Annotated in this window: 18 protein-coding genes; 7 read left to right on the plus strand and 11 right to left on the minus strand. The window is 36.2% G+C overall.

Annotation, left to right across the window (positions count from 1 at the left end; genetic code table 11):
- Positions 1 to 8 precede the first annotated feature (8 nt).
- Positions 9 to 2,279, minus strand: coding sequence for a DEAD/DEAH box helicase (locus tag V2145_RS12335; protein ID WP_311858589.1), 2,271 nt, complete (start codon positions 2,277 to 2,279; stop codon positions 9 to 11).
- Positions 2,280 to 2,386: 107 nt separating this feature from the next.
- On the opposite strand from V2145_RS12335, the gene V2145_RS12340 reads away from it, so the two are divergent.
- A complete protein-coding gene (locus V2145_RS12340) occupies positions 2,387 to 2,638 on the plus strand; it encodes a hypothetical protein (RefSeq protein ID WP_025909359.1) in 252 nt (83 codons plus the stop codon).
- A 39-nt stretch (positions 2,639 to 2,677) separates the two neighbouring features.
- On the opposite strand, the gene V2145_RS12345 is transcribed toward V2145_RS12340, so the two are convergent.
- Positions 2,678 to 4,720: a thioredoxin domain-containing protein gene (locus V2145_RS12345; RefSeq protein WP_397428365.1), complete on the minus strand. Its 2,043-nt coding sequence runs from the start codon at positions 4,718 to 4,720 to the stop codon at positions 2,678 to 2,680.
- Between the two features lie 9 nt (positions 4,721 to 4,729).
- On the minus strand, positions 4,730 to 5,200 hold the full coding sequence (locus V2145_RS12350) for a GNAT family N-acetyltransferase (RefSeq protein ID WP_094909602.1): 471 nt from the start codon (positions 5,198 to 5,200) through the stop codon (positions 4,730 to 4,732).
- Positions 5,201 to 5,355: 155 nt separating this feature from the next.
- On the opposite strand from V2145_RS12350, the gene V2145_RS12355 reads away from it, so the two are divergent.
- The gene (locus V2145_RS12355) at positions 5,356 to 5,631 is read left to right on the plus strand and encodes a DUF4282 domain-containing protein (protein ID WP_311858593.1); all 276 of its coding nucleotides are present in this window, start codon (positions 5,356 to 5,358) and stop codon (positions 5,629 to 5,631) included.
- Positions 5,632 to 5,666: 35 nt separating this feature from the next.
- On the opposite strand, the gene V2145_RS12360 is transcribed toward V2145_RS12355, so the two are convergent.
- The 5 genes from V2145_RS12360 to V2145_RS12380 form a co-directional block, all read right to left on the minus strand.
- Complete coding sequence (locus V2145_RS12360) at positions 5,667 to 6,620, minus strand: siderophore ABC transporter substrate-binding protein (protein ID WP_330987800.1); 954 nt, start codon at positions 6,618 to 6,620, stop codon at positions 5,667 to 5,669.
- A gap of 131 nt (positions 6,621 to 6,751) precedes the next feature.
- Complete coding sequence (locus V2145_RS12365; protein ID WP_311858597.1) at positions 6,752 to 7,513, minus strand: iron ABC transporter ATP-binding protein; 762 nt, start codon at positions 7,511 to 7,513, stop codon at positions 6,752 to 6,754.
- The gene (locus V2145_RS12370) at positions 7,510 to 8,460 is read right to left on the minus strand and encodes an iron chelate uptake ABC transporter family permease subunit (RefSeq protein WP_311858599.1); all 951 of its coding nucleotides are present in this window, start codon (positions 8,458 to 8,460) and stop codon (positions 7,510 to 7,512) included. Before V2145_RS12370 ends, V2145_RS12365 begins: the two co-directional genes overlap by 4 nt.
- Positions 8,453 to 9,403, minus strand: coding sequence for an ABC transporter permease (locus V2145_RS12375; protein ID WP_311858600.1), 951 nt, complete (start codon positions 9,401 to 9,403; stop codon positions 8,453 to 8,455). The genes V2145_RS12370 and V2145_RS12375 overlap by 8 nt, the downstream gene beginning before the upstream one ends.
- 258 nt (positions 9,404 to 9,661) lie before the next feature.
- The gene (locus V2145_RS12380) at positions 9,662 to 10,102 is read right to left on the minus strand and encodes a MarR family winged helix-turn-helix transcriptional regulator (RefSeq protein ID WP_094909596.1); all 441 of its coding nucleotides are present in this window, start codon (positions 10,100 to 10,102) and stop codon (positions 9,662 to 9,664) included.
- A 203-nt stretch (positions 10,103 to 10,305) separates the two neighbouring features.
- Here V2145_RS12380 and V2145_RS12385 point away from each other — a divergent pair, with 203 nt between their 5' ends.
- The 3 genes from V2145_RS12385 to V2145_RS12400 all read left to right on the plus strand — a co-directional run bounded on the left by V2145_RS12385 (position 10,306) and on the right by V2145_RS12400 (position 12,389).
- The gene (locus tag V2145_RS12385; protein WP_311858602.1) at positions 10,306 to 10,530 is read left to right on the plus strand and encodes a putative quinol monooxygenase; all 225 of its coding nucleotides are present in this window, start codon (positions 10,306 to 10,308) and stop codon (positions 10,528 to 10,530) included.
- 125 nt (positions 10,531 to 10,655) lie between these two features.
- Complete coding sequence (locus tag V2145_RS12390; RefSeq protein WP_094909594.1) at positions 10,656 to 10,958, plus strand: DUF6509 family protein; 303 nt, start codon at positions 10,656 to 10,658, stop codon at positions 10,956 to 10,958.
- Positions 10,959 to 11,486: 528 nt separating this feature from the next.
- Positions 11,487 to 12,389 carry an AEC family transporter gene (locus tag V2145_RS12400; RefSeq protein ID WP_311858606.1) on the plus strand — a complete coding sequence of 301 codons (903 nt, stop codon included), beginning with the start codon at positions 11,487 to 11,489 and terminating at the stop codon, positions 12,387 to 12,389.
- Positions 12,390 to 12,427: 38 nt separating this feature from the next.
- Here V2145_RS12400 and V2145_RS12405 read toward each other — a convergent pair whose 3' ends face one another.
- The 3 genes from V2145_RS12405 to V2145_RS12415 all read right to left on the minus strand — a co-directional run bounded on the left by V2145_RS12405 (position 12,428) and on the right by V2145_RS12415 (position 13,872).
- Entirely contained in the window at positions 12,428 to 13,042 is a 615-nt protein-coding gene (locus V2145_RS12405) for an acetate uptake transporter (RefSeq protein WP_311858608.1), read from the minus strand.
- Positions 13,043 to 13,160: 118 nt separating this feature from the next.
- Entirely contained in the window at positions 13,161 to 13,364 is a 204-nt protein-coding gene (locus tag V2145_RS12410) for a cold-shock protein (protein WP_025907130.1), read from the minus strand.
- A gap of 337 nt (positions 13,365 to 13,701) precedes the next feature.
- Complete coding sequence (locus V2145_RS12415) at positions 13,702 to 13,872, minus strand: hypothetical protein (RefSeq protein ID WP_311858612.1); 171 nt, start codon at positions 13,870 to 13,872, stop codon at positions 13,702 to 13,704.
- A gap of 114 nt (positions 13,873 to 13,986) precedes the next feature.
- Here V2145_RS12415 and V2145_RS12420 point away from each other — a divergent pair, with 114 nt between their 5' ends.
- Entirely contained in the window at positions 13,987 to 14,514 is a 528-nt protein-coding gene (locus V2145_RS12420) for a YhcN/YlaJ family sporulation lipoprotein (protein WP_311858614.1), read from the plus strand.
- Between the two features lie 349 nt (positions 14,515 to 14,863).
- Positions 14,864 to 16,345 carry a sodium/proline symporter PutP gene (gene putP, locus V2145_RS12425; RefSeq protein WP_311858615.1) on the plus strand — a complete coding sequence of 494 codons (1,482 nt, stop codon included), beginning with the start codon at positions 14,864 to 14,866 and terminating at the stop codon, positions 16,343 to 16,345.
- Positions 16,346 to 16,439 lie beyond the last annotated feature (94 nt).

Consider the following 16,439-nt stretch of genomic DNA (forward strand, 5'->3'; position numbering starts at 1 on the left):
TCTTGCACCTACCTTGCTAGTAATAGCTGAAGCAATGAGAGCGCGTCCTGTTTAGCATGTTCACCTTGTCCTTCTAATCCGATACAGGATGGGCAGCCACTTTCACAGTGACAAGTAGCAATAAGTTGCTGCGCTTCTTCCAACACTTCTTTCATTTGTTCATACACTTTATCACTAAGTCCAATGCCTCCGGGGTAGCGATCATATAAAAAGATGGTTGGTTCTTCATTATGAACGGCTTTCACTTGCGGAACAACATGTAAATCAGAAGGGTCACACATAACCATTAACGGTGCAATTGACTGAATGGTGGTAGCAACCGATAATAGAGCTTGCTCTAACCTTTCTTCTGACTCTTGAAATACTTCTTTTGAAAAACTAAGCCAAACAGCATTTGTATGCAGTTCTTCCTCAGGTAAATGAATTGGACCTGATCCAATATTTTCATGGGTCTCAAATTTAATCTTTTTAAATATGGTAGCCATCGCGCTTACCATTACATCGCCGTACCCCATCGTATAAGAAGATGCTTTCGTTTCTTTATCGGCTTCCAACACTTTTAAGTTAACAGCCAAATTAGCATCTGTGAAATAATCAGCGGTGACCTCACGTACATACGCTTTTTTCTCATCCCAATCTAAATACTCAACTTGATATTGAATACCCTGATGCAAATAAATGGCTTCATCATGTAAAAGCGTCATTGCACTGAAACGATCCATCTCTCCGATGACCTTTACGTTAGCGATATCTGACTGATCAATAATAACGACATTTTCTTGAGAAGCAGATCGTAAACTGATATTGTGAGCTGGAAACGAATCATTCATCCAATACCACTTATCACCGCTTAGGTGAATTACGCGCTCTTCTCCTAAAAACTCCAATACGTCTTCAATATCTACACCGTCAAATGTTTCTCCTTGCTTAAAAGGAAGCTCATACGAAGCACACTTTAAATGATCTACTAAGATAACTAAATTATCAGGATTAATGCGTGCTGTTTCAGGGTTGCGACTAAAGAAATATTCCGGATTTTGAATCATATACTGATCCAGCGGACTCGAACTAGCAACCATTACAATAACAGCTTCTCCATGCCTGCGTCCTGCGCGTCCAGCTTGTTGCCAAGCACTTGCAACCGTTCCAGGATAACCTGTCATCACACATACTTGCAGCTGTCCAATATCTACCCCTAGCTCCAGTGCATTTGTGCTAACTACCCCATAAATCTCCCCACTGCGCAGCCCCTTTTCAATTTCACGTCTCTGCTTAGGTAAATAGCCTCCTCTGTATCCTTGAATCGCTTTACCTTTCAGCTGATTTTTCACAAGCTCTTGTAAGTACGTAAGGATAATCTCAACCCGAACACGACTTCGAGCAAAAACAATTGTTTGAATTTTATTCTTCAGAAACTCTCCTGCAATGTTACGCACCTCAAGAGTAGCGCTTCTTCTAATATTTAACGGCTTATTTACAACAGGTGGATTGTAAAAGATAAAGTGTTTCTTTCCACTCGGTGCTCCGTTATTATCGACAAGCTCCACCTGCTCTCCTAAAAGATGCTCAGCAAGCTCTTTCGGATTGGCAATGGTAGCTGAAGTACATATAAATACCGGCTTACTTCCATAGTAGTGACAAATTCGTTTCAAACGCCGAATAACGTTTGCTACATGACTTCCGAATACGCCTCGATACGTATGAAGCTCATCAATAACGATATACTTTAAATTCTCGAACAATGATACCCATTTTGTATGATGAGGTAAAATAGCAGAGTGAAGCATATCAGGGTTTGTAATAACAACATGACCTGCTTTTCGCACTTTTTGACGAATATTAGCAGGCGTGTCTCCATCATATGTGTAGCTATTAATTGAAGCGTCCATCTCTTCAATCAACTCATTTAACTCCGTCTTTTGATCTTGTGCAAGAGCTTTTGTTGGGAACAAATATAGCGCACGCGACTGCTCATTTTCCATAATACTTTGAAGGACAGGAAGGTTGTAACAAAGCGTCTTTCCGGAAGCAGTAGGCGTAACGGCAACTATATTTTTCTTCTCATACGCATATGTAAAAGCAGTAGCTTGATGCGTATAAAGAGATAGAATTCCTCGCTTTTCTAATCCCTCACGTATTTTCTCATGAATTTGTGAAGGAAATGGGTTTGTTTGGGCTTCTTTTTCTTCAATTGTATGCCAATGAACGATGTTGGATTTAAACTGTTTATTCGTTTGCAACACGTTCATTACTTCTTGTAAATTTTTACGTATTTTCATCTTCATCACCTAGCTTTATTTTAACGAATCTAAGGCCTGTTTCAAATCATTAGTTTTTGTATGTTTTTTCAAAAAAAGGACATCGTAACAACTAGGAGGTGGACAACATGGGAAATCCGTATTTATGTCCAAGCTGTAAAACAAATCGAACGCGCTTTAATATCATTGAGCAAAAAGCGACGGCGGTCAAATTAGATCCTCGCTCTGGTGATGTTGTAACAGAATATACCAATGATTCACTAGATGCTTTCCATGCCCCATACCGTGGTCCAGAACGTCGCATTCAGTGCGCAGCATGTGGTTTAATTGAAGATGAATATACATTTGTAAAACACGCTGAAAGCAAGCAACTATCATAAAAAATACCGCCATAGAGGAATGGCGGTATTTTATTGCTTTTATAAAACTGCTTCGATAGCCTTTTTTATTTCCATAGACGGGCGCTCGCACGCAAAATCTTTACACACATAAATGATTGACTCATTTCTTTGGTCATAGCTCTCTATGAAATGAGCATGTGGCATCAGTTCGTTTTTATTTCCAATTAACCATACAACTTCTGGTATAAATGAAGTCTTCAAAAGCTGTATTTCTTCTAATGTCTCTTTAGCTAACACAATGACTTCTTTTATCCCGATTGCCTGTTCAAGCCTCGCTTGCAAAAACTGCGTGTGGCTACTGGCTTGCATTCGAATAAGTGAATAAAACGTTCGCTCCATCTTTTCAACCATTTGTAATAACTTCTCGTTTCCTGTTCGATGACCTAAACGCAAAAGCTGACAAACAGCGACGCTATTACCGGAAGGAAGAGCACCATCGTACACTTCTTTTTCACGCACAAGCAGTTGCTCTGCATCACTCCCAGTAAAGAAAAAACCACCTTTGTCTTTATCCCAAAATAATGAAGTCATATTCTCAGCAATTGCTTTTGCTTTTGTCAGATACTCTACTTTGAGCGTTGCATCATAAAGGTCGTTATAAGCCCACAATAAAAACGCATAATCATCAATTAAACCTTTTTCTTTTACTTCTCCTTCACGATAGCGAACCATTAAGCGCTCCGTTTTGTACATATTTTCGTGAATAAAAAGCGCAGCCTGCTCAGCTAGCTCTGTAAATGTTTCATTTTGCAATGCCCGTCCAGCCTTTGCTAATGCGCTTATAATCAAGCCGTTCCAAGATGTTAAGATCTTATCATCAACATGAGGGTATATGCGTTTCTGGCGCTCTTTTAACAGCTTTTCATTGCATGTTTTCAGCTTAGCTTCCGTTTCTTTAATGGATTGTTTACTGAGCTTAGCTAGCTCCTCTATTTCCGTTGGTATTAAATGAAGGTGGTTCTTGCCTTCAAAATTCCCTTCTTCCGTAATGCTATATGCACTACAAACAAACTCAGCTTCCTCTTCAGTAAAAAGGTTTGTTATTTCTTCTTTTGACCATACATAATAGGTCCCTTCTGCTCCTTCTGAGTCCGCATCAATTGCGGAATAGAATGCACCTGTTTGACTATCTCTCATTTCACGAATTAAAAATGCAATACTCTCTTCAATTATTTCACGATAGCGCTTCTTTTTTGTCATTTGGTAAGCTTCAATATAAGCATGTAGCAAAAGCCCTTGATCATAGAGCATTTTTTCAAAGTGTGGAATCATCCATTGCTGATCTGTTGAGTACCTCGCAAACCCACCACCAATTTGATCATAGAGACCGCTTGAAGCTAACGAATCGAGCGTTTTTTCAACCATTAATAACGCTGTATCATTATTTGTTAATCGATGATAGCGAAGCAAAAATGTCAGCGTATGCGGCATCGGAAATTTCGGTGATTGCCCAAATCCTCCGTACACTGGATCAAATTGACCAACGAGCTGCTGAAATGCTTGATGAAGAGTACCTTCATCAATTGTGCTGTCTGAAGGAATATGTACAGAAGCTTTTAAACCTTTTACAACCTGCTCTCCTACCTTTTCAACAAAAGGCCGCTCATGCAGAAACTTTTCAGCGAGCTGCGGCAGCGCATCCATCATACCTGGTCTATTGTAAGCGCTATTCTTTGGAAAATAGGTACCCGCATAAAACGGTTTTTGGTCAGGTGTTAAAAAGACGTTTAAAGGCCAACCTCCATGATTGGTCATCATTTGGCACACGCGCATGTAAATAGAATCAATATCTGGACGCTCTTCTCGGTCTACCTTAATGGCAATAAAGTGTCTATTTAATAAATCTGCGACTTCTTCATCTTCAAAGCTTTCTTTTTCCATCACGTGACACCAATGACAAGTACTATATCCAATTGATACAAATACAGGTTTATTTTCACACTTAGCTTTTTCAAAGGCTTCATCTCCCCATGGATACCAATTGACTGGGTTATGTGCGTGCTGGAGCAGGTAAGGAGATTTCTCATGAATCAGTGCGTTAGTATGTTTTTTCATCTTTATCCCTTCTTTCTATAATGGTAGTGTACCGTCTTCTATTACTTTCTCCAAATGAACTAGAGTTAGCTCATCATTTATTTTTGTGGTTCTTACCTCAACAAAACCTTCCTTTTGATAAAGGCGAATAGCTGGTATATTCTTTGATGCTGTAGACACAACTAGCTTAGTAACTGAATAATTCATTTCTACAAAGGCTAGTAATTTTTGAGCAATTCCTTTTTTAAAGTGTACAGGATCAATAAACAGTCGGTAAATATCCAACTCTTTTCCTAACACTTTAAACGAAATAACGCCAGCTAACGTTTCTTCTATGTAGTAACCTAAAAATATTTCTTTGGATTGTTGTAGTTGCAGGAGCGTTTCTTGTAAAGGTGGAATTTCGCGATTATGAATAATTGATGCTTCGACTTCGTATGACCGTTTTTGTAAAGCTAAAATAATTTTCGCTTGTTGATTATTTAGAACATCATTTTCTTTAATCATTAGTTCCTCCGTCTATTCGCATTTTCTACTTTTCTATCATTATATACTTGATTGATAACATTAAAAATATGTTGATTCTGTTCTAAATAGTGAAGTTTGCTTATATGTATAAAAGGACAACACAACTAGTCTACACACCAAAGGGGAGAAATTAAATGAATAGTAGCTTTTTCAACTTCGACAAGATGTTAACACCTTCTATCATTAAAATTGTCTTCATTATTGTCTCTGTCTTAACAATTTTATTAGGGTTTGGATTTATTGTAAGTGGAATTAATAGCATGTATGGTGGTGGTTCCCTTGTCTTTTTAGGCCTAGCATTAATTGTGGTAGGGCCACTATTTACGCGCATTTACTGCGAAACCTTGATTGTTGTATTTAAAATGCATGAAGCTCTTCATAAAATGGCTAAAATAAAAGATCAAGAATAAAAAAGCGATGCGGCTTAAACCGCATCGCTTTTTCGTCATTGTACTGCTTTTTCAATTTCGTTCGCCATCTCAGCTACTGAAAGTAGTCCCCCACCTGATAAGTACCAGTAGTTCGGATTTAAATAAACAATGTTTCCTTCTTTATATGCTTTTGTTTTTTTAATTAATTCATTTTCCAGTGCTTGCTTAGCAGAAGATTCCCCACCTACAACTGCGCTACGGTCCACTACAAACAAGTAATCAGGATTCTTTTCTACGATGTATTCAAACGACACTCCTTGACCATGCGTAGAAGCTTCAATACCAGCATCAACTGGCGTAACTCCTAGCTCATCATGAATAATACCAAAACGTGAACCTGGTCCATATGCGCTTACTTTTCCTTCGTTAACAAGAACAATTAAACCATTTTTCTTTGAAGCTTGAGCTTCTTCTTTCACAGTTGCCATTGTTTTTTCAACAGCTGCTACCTCTTTTTCTACCTCTGCTTCTTTATCAAAGATTTCGCCTAACGTTTGTGCATTTTTCTTAAATGAATCCATATAGTTTTCTGTATCTAAGCCCATATAAATTGTTGGTGCAATTTTAGTAAACTCGTCGTATTGCTCAGCTTGACGCCCTGAGATAACGATTAGATCTGGGTTAATTTCGCTGATTTTCTCAAAATCAGGTTCTTTTAATCCCCCTACATTTTCATATTTCTTATCTTCATATTTTGATAGATAAGAAGGCATGCTGTCTTGGGGCACACCCGTTACGTTAATTCCCAATTTATCCATGGAATCTAACGTACCAAAATCAAAGACTACTACCTTTTCTGGATTTTTTTCTACTTTTGTTTCTCCTAATTCATGCTGAACTGTAATTGTTTCTTCCTTTTTTGCTTCTTTCTTTTCACTATCAGCAGTCGTGCTCGCTTCATTTGATCCGCAAGCTGCAACTACAACTGCAAGCAATGCTGCTAGAAATACCATATATAGCTTCTTCATCTAACTTCCACCTTTTTCATTGTATTTAAAATATATGTGAATTACTCTAATCACCGGGTGCTATTTTTGCACTTCATGTAAAGGGCCCAGTGCTAAATAACCTCTTAATTAAAGCAATAATCACCTTACCTTTAAGCTGAAAAGTAAACGCCTATCTTGTTTCCATTAATGGTTTGAATAGGAATATGCATATCATAGACGTCTAAGAGCACATCTTCTTTAATAATTTCAGCAGTTGCTCCATGCTTAATAAGTTGTCCATTCTTTAAAGCAACAATGTAATCTGAATAGCATGAGGCAAAGTTAATGTCGTGAATAACGATAATAATCGTTTTGCCTAACTCATCCACAAGTCTTCTTAAAACCTTCATGATTTGAACAGAGTGCTTCATATCTAAGTTATTTAAAGGTTCATCAAGCAAGATATAATCCGTATTTTGAGCTAAAACCATTGCAATGTATGCTCGTTGACGCTGTCCACCACTTAGTTCATCAATGTACTTATGCTGCATTTCTTCAAGCTCCATATATGCAATCGCTTCGTCTATATACGCTATATCTTCTTTTTTCAGCTTTCCCTGTGAATATGGGAATCTACCAAATGATACGAGCTCTCGAATTGTAAGCCGCATTGTTAAGTGATTTGTTTGTTTCAAGATTGAAATTTTCTTTGCTAACTCATTGCTTTTGGAATTCATTACATCGTGACCTTCTAGTAAAATTTCGCCTTCATCTCTTTTTAAGATGCGACTAATCATAGATAGGAGCGTACTTTTCCCTGCTCCATTCGGTCCGATGAATGATGTAATTTTCCCCTTATGAATTTGGACAGATACATCATCTATTACTTTTTTGTTTCCATACCTTTTTGTTACGCCATTAACAGCAATCATGTTCTACTCCCCTTTAATAAAAGATAAAGAAAATATGCGCCCCCAATAAAGTTAATAATGACGCTGAGCGTCGTTGAAAATGTGAAGACACGTTCAACTACTAGTAAGCCCCCTACTAAAGAGAAAATACTAATGATAATAGAACCACCTAGTAGATACGTGTGACGATATGTTTTAAACACTTCATGCGCTACGTTAACAACTAGTAAGCCTAAAAACGTAATGGGTCCAACCAATGCTGTTGCGATAGAAATAAAGATGGAAATTAATACCAGAAGCTTCTTTGTCACTGCATCATAGTCAATTCCAAGGTTAATCGCTTCTTCTCTTCCCAGTGATAAAACGTCTAAATACTTAACATACCGAAATCCATATACGCTTAGTATGATAATTAGTAAGAAGGATAGAAAAAGTAGTTCAGTTTGCACATTATTAAAGCTTGCAAACATTCGATCTTGTACAATTAAAAATTCATTCGGATCAATTAATACTTGCATGAAGGAAGAAATACTTTGGAAAAACGTCCCAAAAATTAATCCCACTAACAGTAAAAAATAGATATTACTTTTTCCTTCTTTCTTAAACAACATTTTATAGAGAAGCATAGCAAACAACACCATTGCTACAATTGAAAGCATAAAGTTTATATTTTTATTCATCGTTAAGATATTCATTGAGCCAAACAAGAAAATAAGAAGGGTTTGAATAAGCATATATAAAGAATCTAAGCCGATAATACTCGGTGTTAAAATCCGATTGTTCGTGATTGTTTGAAACACGACGGTCGAAACCGCAATTGAAAACCCTGTTAGAAGAATTGCTGCTAATTTTCCTAAACGCCTTGGCAGAATATAGTCCCAATTACCATTTGATTGATAAAATAAAAATAATAAAGTTACGCCAACTGTCAAGATTGCTAAAACTATTAATTTCAATCGATTACTCATAAGCCTTTCTCCTAATCAACATGTACAAGAATATGCCACTGCCAATGACGCCTACCATCATACCAATTGAAATTTCGTATGGATAAATGATAACTCGCCCTAAAATATCACAAATTAACACAAAAACTGCTCCAAGCAAAGCTGTTTGCGGAAGACTGTTTTTCAAATGATCTCCAGCATACATTGAGACAATATTCGGAATGATTAGTCCTAAAAAAGGAATCATTCCAACCGTTAACAATACAATGGATGACACAAGCGCTACAATGACTAACCCAATGTTCACAATTTGCTTAAATGGTAAGCCCAAATTTGTAGCAAAGTCTTCTCCCATTCCTGCAATCGTAAATTTATTTGCGTACAAGTAGGCAATAACCATCAGTGGGACACTTAAGTAGATCAACTCATATTGCCCTGAAATAATGGTAGAGAAATCACCTTGTAGCCAAGAACCAATGCTTTGAATTAAATCATTTTTATACGCAAAAAAGGTGGTAATTGAACCGATAACATTCCCAAACATTAAACCCACAAGAGGAATAAAGATTCGGTCTTTTACTTTAATAGAATCTAAAATCTTCATAAAAATGAAAGTTCCAACTAAAGCGAAAACAAATGCAACCAACATTTTTTGAATTGGACTAGCCGATGTGAATAACATCAGCGCTACTAAAACACCTAAGCGTGCAGAATCCATGGTTCCAGCAGTCGTTGGAGAAACAAATTTATTTCTTGTAAGCTGCTGCATAATCAACCCGCATATACTTAAGCTTACTCCAGCAATAATGATGCTAATTAATCGTGGAAAACGACTAATTAATAGCACTTGAATTTGCTCTTGATCAAAGGATAAAATTCCGTGAATGTTTACTGGTGATACGCCGATAAATAACGAAATAAGCGATAATAAAAATAGTAGAATAATAAGATACCTAATTTTCACGCTGCTATTCTTCCTTACTATGTATAATTTAAAACAACAATAACGATAATCATTATCAATGATTGATAAAAAATAAAATGATGTCTCCATCACTTGTCTTGTTATCTTACCACTCACTATATGATAATGAAAATCATTATCATATGTCAATAGGATTCCCCTATTTTTTTCTTCATTTCCACATAAAAACTTGTTTAAACAAGTTTTTGTTCAAAAATAGCCTCCATTTGTACTTACCTGACAAACGGAGATTACCTGTTATCTTAAATTATAGCGGATTTTATTTAGTGTTGACAAACAGATTGCTAACTCTTCTTCTGTTAAACCTTCTGATGCATCGCTAATTGTTTGCTGTGCCAGTTTTTCTAATTCTACCTGAATACTTTTTCCATATTCTGTCAAATAAATTAAGTTAATTCGACGATCCGTTATATGTGGAACTCTCTTTACTAACTCACGCTTAATCATATTATCAATTAAACGTGATACGCTTGCTTGATCGCGTTCATTTTGAATGGCTAGCTGATTTTGAGTTTGGCCATCTTTTTCATATAACCTACTCATAATCTGCCACTGTTCGTATGTAAGAGGATAATCATTATTTTTAAAATGATGATTTAAACGGTTCATCATTAAGCGTGAGGCGTGAAACAATCGATATCCTAGCGAATCATCTAATTTATAGCTTTCCTTGTTCATACTTCCGTGCACTCCTTTTGTTTCAGTTTATCGCACCTTCATCCATATGTCCATGTACAATATACCAAAATGTATATTCCTCCATTTATTTCGAAAGAATAATAATAAAATTTCATTAGCCAAAGGAGATTTTTATGTCCGTTATAATAGTAACCGTCCTCCTCGAGGCAAAGCCAGGTTCTGAGGAAAAACTATAAGATGCCTTGCTAAGCGTATTGGCACCGTCAAAGAGTGAAAGTGGATGTATTCAATATGATTTGCATCGCTCCATCGAAGTCCCTTCCATTTTTGTTTTCTACGAACAATGGCGGGATAAACATGCTTTAGATGAACATTTATCAAGTTCCCACTACAAGGATTACCGAAAGCAAACAGAAGCTCTCATTTTAAATCGAACAGTTCATTTATTAAAACTTGTAAATCCTTAAGTAAACAATCATCCTTTGTTCTCTTTTATTATTTAGGCTATAATAAAGAAGCTCTTTAGTTGCTTTTCTCTTACATATTATTAAGCCAGGAGCAATTTTTGTTTCAAACAGAAAGGATAAAACATATGTTTTCAATTCGTGAATACACAGTAGAAAAATTGCAAGATCCATTTGGAATGTTATCAGGTGAACGCTATGAATTTCATCTTTATATCGATGTAGATGAAGAGGATGAGTTATATACAGGCAGTGACTTAGGCCTTCGAACACTTTATATTATTAAAGATGGCGAATCTTCTATTTCTCAACCTTATTTTTATGAAATTTCTACTAATAAGGTGTTAGATTTTGAGCTAGAAGATGATGAAGCCGATGAAGTTCAAACATTTTGTAGCAAGCACCTAGAAGCTGAAAGTACAGAAGAGTAAGGAGAAAGAAGCTCGGACATAAGTATTTCAGCCAATGATAAACCTGAACGATTGAGAGTTTCTCACTTTTAATCGTTCAGGTTATTTTGATTATGAAAATAATTTTGAAAACATGGTGAAGTGGAGCGTAGCGGAATAGCCCTAACGTATTCTGACAATATAAAAAAGTAAGAAAAGGTTTTGGTATGTTCCAGCCTCTTTTTATTTCTTTTTTCCTTCATGTTCCATTAGCTTTTTTACTATCTCTGTAGGCTTCCAGCAGTTAAACTGATACGCAGGCTTCGTTTCGTACCCCAGTCTGGAACAAAAGTAGCTCATCCCACTTTCAAGTTTGATACTTTTAAAGTGCTGACAGGTTGCACAACAGTGGAAATTCCGCACGGTTCTTCCCCCTTCTTTTTATATTTTCTTGTATAATAAGTATATTATACTATCACTTTACTTTTCTTTAACATATGATTCTAAGAGCATGATTGCAAAAATTTCTCACTTTATACTTAGATTACCTCTTATAGAAAGGAGAATTTCATGGAATTTTTACAAGTACTACTTCCTATTTTTGGGATTTTTATTCTTGGATTTATCGGCCAAAAGACCATTGGTTTTGATACAAAAAATATCTCCAAAATGTCTTTGTATTTAATGTCTCCGATTCTTGTCTTTCAAACATTTTATACGAATCAACTATCCGTTACATATTTGTATCTAGGCGTCTTTTTACTCATCCTTTGTTTGTCAATCATTGCAGTTGTCAGACTAATTGGGTTTATTCGAAGCTATTCAACAACGGAGACATGTGGCATGATTCTCGCTTCTGCATTTATGAATAATGGTAACTACGGTACTCCTGTAGTCTTATTAGTATTCGGAGCAATGGGATTAGATATAGCAATTGTACTAATGGTTCTTCAACAGCTCATTATGTGTACCGTTGGTGTGTATTATGCTGCAAAAGGAAGCCCCGAAGCTAATGGAATCAAATCTGCTTTGCGTGCTGTTGTAACGATGCCGATTGTATACGGAGCCATCTTAGGGCTGACTTTTCAACTTTTACATATTACGTTAAGTCCACCCGTTGAAGAAGCGGTTAGCTTAGTAGCAAGCGCGACAATTCCAACAGTTATGATTGTTCTAGGAATGCAGCTTGCTAATATCAAATTAAAAAACATTGCGTTTCGAAAGCTGTCTTTTTCATTATCATTGAAACTATTAGTCTCACCAATCCTTGCTTTTATCATTGTTCAATTTTTACCCATCGATCAAATGACAAAGCAAATACTCATTATTATGGCTGCCATGCCAACGGCAGCTAATACCACAATGTATGCGCTCGAGTATAACACTGACACTGAGTTTGTTTCATCATCTACGCTTATTAGCACCTGTTTGAGTCTTATTACTCTTCCGATTGTATTGAGCGTTGTAGTCTAAACAAAAAGAGGAACTGTTATAACAGTTCCTCTTTTTAATCATTTTTTAAAAATCCCAAACGGTTTTCCAATTGGAAGCACTTCTCTTCCAAAATGCGTATTTAATACCGCTGCAGCTGACCCGTAGAATGACATAATTGCAATTAAAAGCTCTGAAAAAGCAGCTAATAAGTGTGTGAAATGGTACATAACATTAAATGAGCTCAATGATAATCCAATAAATAAGAAATCAATAAGAACAAAAATAATGAAAAGAACTTTATTCGTTTCCATTGCCCCCACTGTCATAAACAAGCTAAAAATTAAATAACCGATAAAAGCCATACCTAATTGTCGCCCATCAACTACTGCGAGTTCTTCCCCAAAAACACCTAGCTGCATTAACCATGAAGCAGCTACACCGAACCAAAATAATCCGAAAGCCCCAAATGCAGTCATACCAAACGTATTGTTATGCTTGCCGTCTTGAACAGCTGCGAAAAGTTGCGCAAGACCACCTAAAAAAATAGCCCACGGCAAAATAAAAGCTAGTCCATCTGTTAAGCCTAACTTTTGTGATGATGCTACTAGCGTCACCATTGCTAAACCGAATAATCCAATAGCTGATGGATCAGCAGTTGTAATCTTTACTTCTTGTGCTTTAACTTGACTCATTTTTTACCTCCTAAAATACACATGCTTAAATAAGGTACTTGTTTATCGGGAAGCTGTCAATACATTTTTGTAAAATAGAAAAAGCTACCTGAAATAAGGTAGCTTTTAACAATTAAAATTAAAGTTTTACAACGTTTTCAGCTTGAGGACCACGTTGACCTTCAACGATTTCAAACTCTACGCTTTGGCCTTCTTCTAATGTTTTAAATCCGTCTGTTTGGATAGCTGAGAAATGAACGAATACGTCATTTTCGCCTGGAACTTCGATGAATCCAAATCCTTTTTCACTATTAAACCATTTTACTGTACCTTTAGTAGCCATAAAAACCTCCAAAAAAATGTAAAAATTTTAATATGTTACTCTATATTTACACCGTAAATAAAAAATTCACATATTATAAAGACTTTCTACTACGAAGTAGACTTCCTTTATAACACGTGAATTGTGTATCAACCATCTAGTTCGTAATAAATCCTCTCATTCTAAAATGAGTGAGAGCACTTAAACTTTTATTTAAAAATTAAAAATGTTTACGTTTTCATTCTACAATAAGTTCCTTTAAAATGCAAGCGCTAACGGTAGTTTTTTACATTCTTTCTATAAGCGCTCCAGTAAAGAATGAAAAGCCGAAGCAACAGGTTCGGCTGTCATCTATCTATTATGTAAGCATATTATCTAAATTTTCATCAATAACTTCTTTACGTTGATTTTGTAGCGTTTCGAATAACAATCGTGCTTCTGTTTCTGTTAAAGCAAATGTTGTTTTCTTATGATTATCTCCTGTTTCGCTTCTTATAATTAGCAAGCTTTCTTCAATTCCATGATTCATTCGTACCACTCCTTTTTGTCTTAGTATAAACCTATTCTAAATTTCTATGTATGTTTTTACTTCTTTTAACAAAGCCTAACCAACGAAAGTTATTTTTACAAGGAGGAATGGAACATGATAAAAAAATCACTTTTTGTAGCAGCTAGCTTTGCCACAACCCTATCATTATTTGGATGTAACACTACAGACCAAGGAAAAGATGGTCTTATTAATGATGATACGGTTCGCAACGTTTCATATGAAAACGAAATGGATAACAACATGAATGACGTAACGCAAGAGAAGAAGCGTGATCAATATGCTGAATCACGCATGGAAGTAGCAAACGGTGCAGCTGATCGCGTAAATGCGTTAAGCGAAGTGAAAAATGCAAACGTTATTGTGATGAATCGTAATGCATATGTTGCAGCAATTTTAGAAGATAAAAAAGAAGGCAAACTTACAAAAGAAATGGAAGCAAAAATTGCTGATGAAGTTAAGAAAGCAAACAACAATGTGCAAGAAGTATATGTTTCAACAAACCCAGATTTTGTTGATCGCATGAATGGTTATGTAAATAAGTTGGAAGATGGACGCCCAATTACAGGAATTATTGATGAATTTAATGAAGTAGTGCGCCGAGTATTTCCAAACAATCGTTAAATTGAAAAAGGTCGTTCTCAAACGGCCTTTTTTTGTTTTAGAACGCGTACATATTTTCAATTAAAAGACTCCATATTAAATAATAGAAAGCATTAATTTATAAGGTGATTTATTCCAATAAACAAAGATTATTTTCATGTTTAAATATTCCGAATAGTTTTACTTTATTTTTATTAGGTAAGCGCTTTCTTTAGCTTTGTTTATGCAATGAAGCGGGTTTCATTACAAAAATTTCATGTTTAACAACTTGATACTCTGGGAAAAGTTTGTTAGCTTAAAAAACCGTAAGCTGTTTATATGACACGATTTTCCACACGTCATATAGAGAAACAGAAAAAGGAGAGATATTGTGGATATTAGTTTATTTATTTCACTAGCCATTTATTTTATAGGGATGCTAGCTATCGGTTGGTATGCTTATAAAAAATCTACTGATGACATTTCAGGCTACATGCTAGGCGGTCGTGGACTTGGTCCTGCTGTAACAGCCCTATCAGCTGGTGCATCTGACATGAGTGGTTGGATGTTAATGGGTTTACCAGGTGCTATGTATGCTACAGGAGTATCTAGTTTATGGATTGCTGTTGGTTTAACAATCGGAGCATATCTAAATTACTTAATTGTTGCTCCACGTCTTCGCACGTATACAGAAGTAGCAAACGACTCCATTACAATCCCAGATTATTTTGAAAACCGCTTCAATGATACATCTAAAATTCTTAGAACAGTATCAGCCATCGTTATTTTTGTCTTCTTCACTCTTTATACTTCAGCTGGTATGGTATCCGGTGGTACATTATTCGAGTCTGCATTTGGATTAGACTATCGAATTGGTCTATTTGTAACAGCAAGTGTTGTTATTGCTTATACACTATTCGGCGGATTCTTAGCGGTAAGCTTAACTGACTTTGTACAGGGTATTATTATGTTTGTGGCTCTTGTTCTTGTGCCAATTGTAGCGTTTACTGAACTAGGTGGCGTTGGTACAACAATTGATGTCGTTCGTGACATTAACCCAGCCTATTTAGACTTTTTTAGAGGCACAACCGTTGTTGGAATTATCTCATTCTTAGCTTGGGGTCTTGGTTATTTTGGGCAACCTCACATTATTGTTCGATTCATGGCTATTTCGTCCATTAAAGAGTTAAAACCAGCTCGACGCATTGGGATGGGATGGATGATTATTTCCATCATTGGCGCAATGTTTACTGGATTAGTTGGTATTGCTTATGTTGACCAAACTGCCACAACATTGGCAGATCCAGAAACAATCTTTATTAAATTTGCACAAGTATTGTTCCATCCATTTATTACTGGATTTTTACTTGCAGCGATTCTTGCTGCAATTATGAGTACAATTTCGTCTCAGCTACTTGTAACATCAAGTGCTATTACGGAAGACTTTTATAAAGCATTTTTCCGCCGTGAAGCGACAGACAAAGAACTTGTACTAGTAGGACGTCTAGCTGTACTCGGTGTTGCGATTATCGGTATTCTCCTATCGTTAAATCCAAATGATACAATTTTAGGTCTTGTAGGTTATGCATGGGCCGGATTCGGTTCAGCGTTTGGCCCTGCAGTTTTACTAAGCCTATACTGGAAGAAGATGACTCGTTGGGGTGCTCTTGCCGGTATGATTGTTGGTGCTGCTACGGTCTTAATTTGGGTAAACGTACCTGGATTAAGCGATGCGCTTTATGAAATGATTCCTGGGTTCGTACTAAGCTTTTTAGCAGTCATTGTTGTTAGCTTATTAACGAAAGACCCTTCGAAAAGAGTCCAAGGGACTTTTGTTGAAATGGAAGAAACGTTAGAAGAAGAAACGAAATAATTTCAAAGGAAAGCTCGCAAAAAGATATTTGCGAGCTTTTTATTTTCTATACGTAGCCCAAGCTTTTTCTTCATACGTATATAGATAAGAGCCT

Source organism: Priestia sp. GS2 (genome assembly GCF_036409025.1).
GTDB lineage: Bacteria > Bacillota > Bacilli > Bacillales > Bacillaceae_H > Priestia > Priestia aryabhattai_A.

Coding starts and splice junctions, on each gene's coding strand:
- V2145_RS12360 (WP_330987800.1), bottom strand. CDS start 6,620: ATGAAGAAGCTATATATGGTATTTCTAGCAGCATTGCTTGCAGTTGTA.
- V2145_RS12350 (WP_094909602.1), bottom strand. CDS start 5,200: ATGATTAAAGAAAATGATGTTCTAAATAATCAACAAGCGAAAATTATT.
- V2145_RS12420 (WP_311858614.1), top strand. CDS start 13,987: ATGATAAAAAAATCACTTTTTGTAGCAGCTAGCTTTGCCACAACCCTA.
- V2145_RS12410 (WP_025907130.1), bottom strand. CDS start 13,364: ATGGCTACTAAAGGTACAGTAAAATGGTTTAATAGTGAAAAAGGATTT.
- V2145_RS12355 (WP_311858593.1), top strand. CDS start 5,356: ATGAATAGTAGCTTTTTCAACTTCGACAAGATGTTAACACCTTCTATC.
- V2145_RS12365 (WP_311858597.1), bottom strand. CDS start 7,513: ATGATTGCTGTTAATGGCGTAACAAAAAGGTATGGAAACAAAAAAGTA.
- V2145_RS12335 (WP_311858589.1), bottom strand. CDS start 2,279: ATGAAAATACGTAAAAATTTACAAGAAGTAATGAACGTGTTGCAAACG.
- V2145_RS12370 (WP_311858599.1), bottom strand. CDS start 8,460: ATGAGTAATCGATTGAAATTAATAGTTTTAGCAATCTTGACAGTTGGC.
- V2145_RS12380 (WP_094909596.1), bottom strand. CDS start 10,102: ATGAACAAGGAAAGCTATAAATTAGATGATTCGCTAGGATATCGATTG.
- V2145_RS12405 (WP_311858608.1), bottom strand. CDS start 13,042: ATGAGTCAAGTTAAAGCACAAGAAGTAAAGATTACAACTGCTGATCCA.
- V2145_RS12415 (WP_311858612.1), bottom strand. CDS start 13,872: ATGAATCATGGAATTGAAGAAAGCTTGCTAATTATAAGAAGCGAAACA.
- V2145_RS12340 (WP_025909359.1), top strand. CDS start 2,387: ATGGGAAATCCGTATTTATGTCCAAGCTGTAAAACAAATCGAACGCGC.
- V2145_RS12400 (WP_311858606.1), top strand. CDS start 11,487: ATGGAATTTTTACAAGTACTACTTCCTATTTTTGGGATTTTTATTCTT.
- V2145_RS12390 (WP_094909594.1), top strand. CDS start 10,656: ATGTTTTCAATTCGTGAATACACAGTAGAAAAATTGCAAGATCCATTT.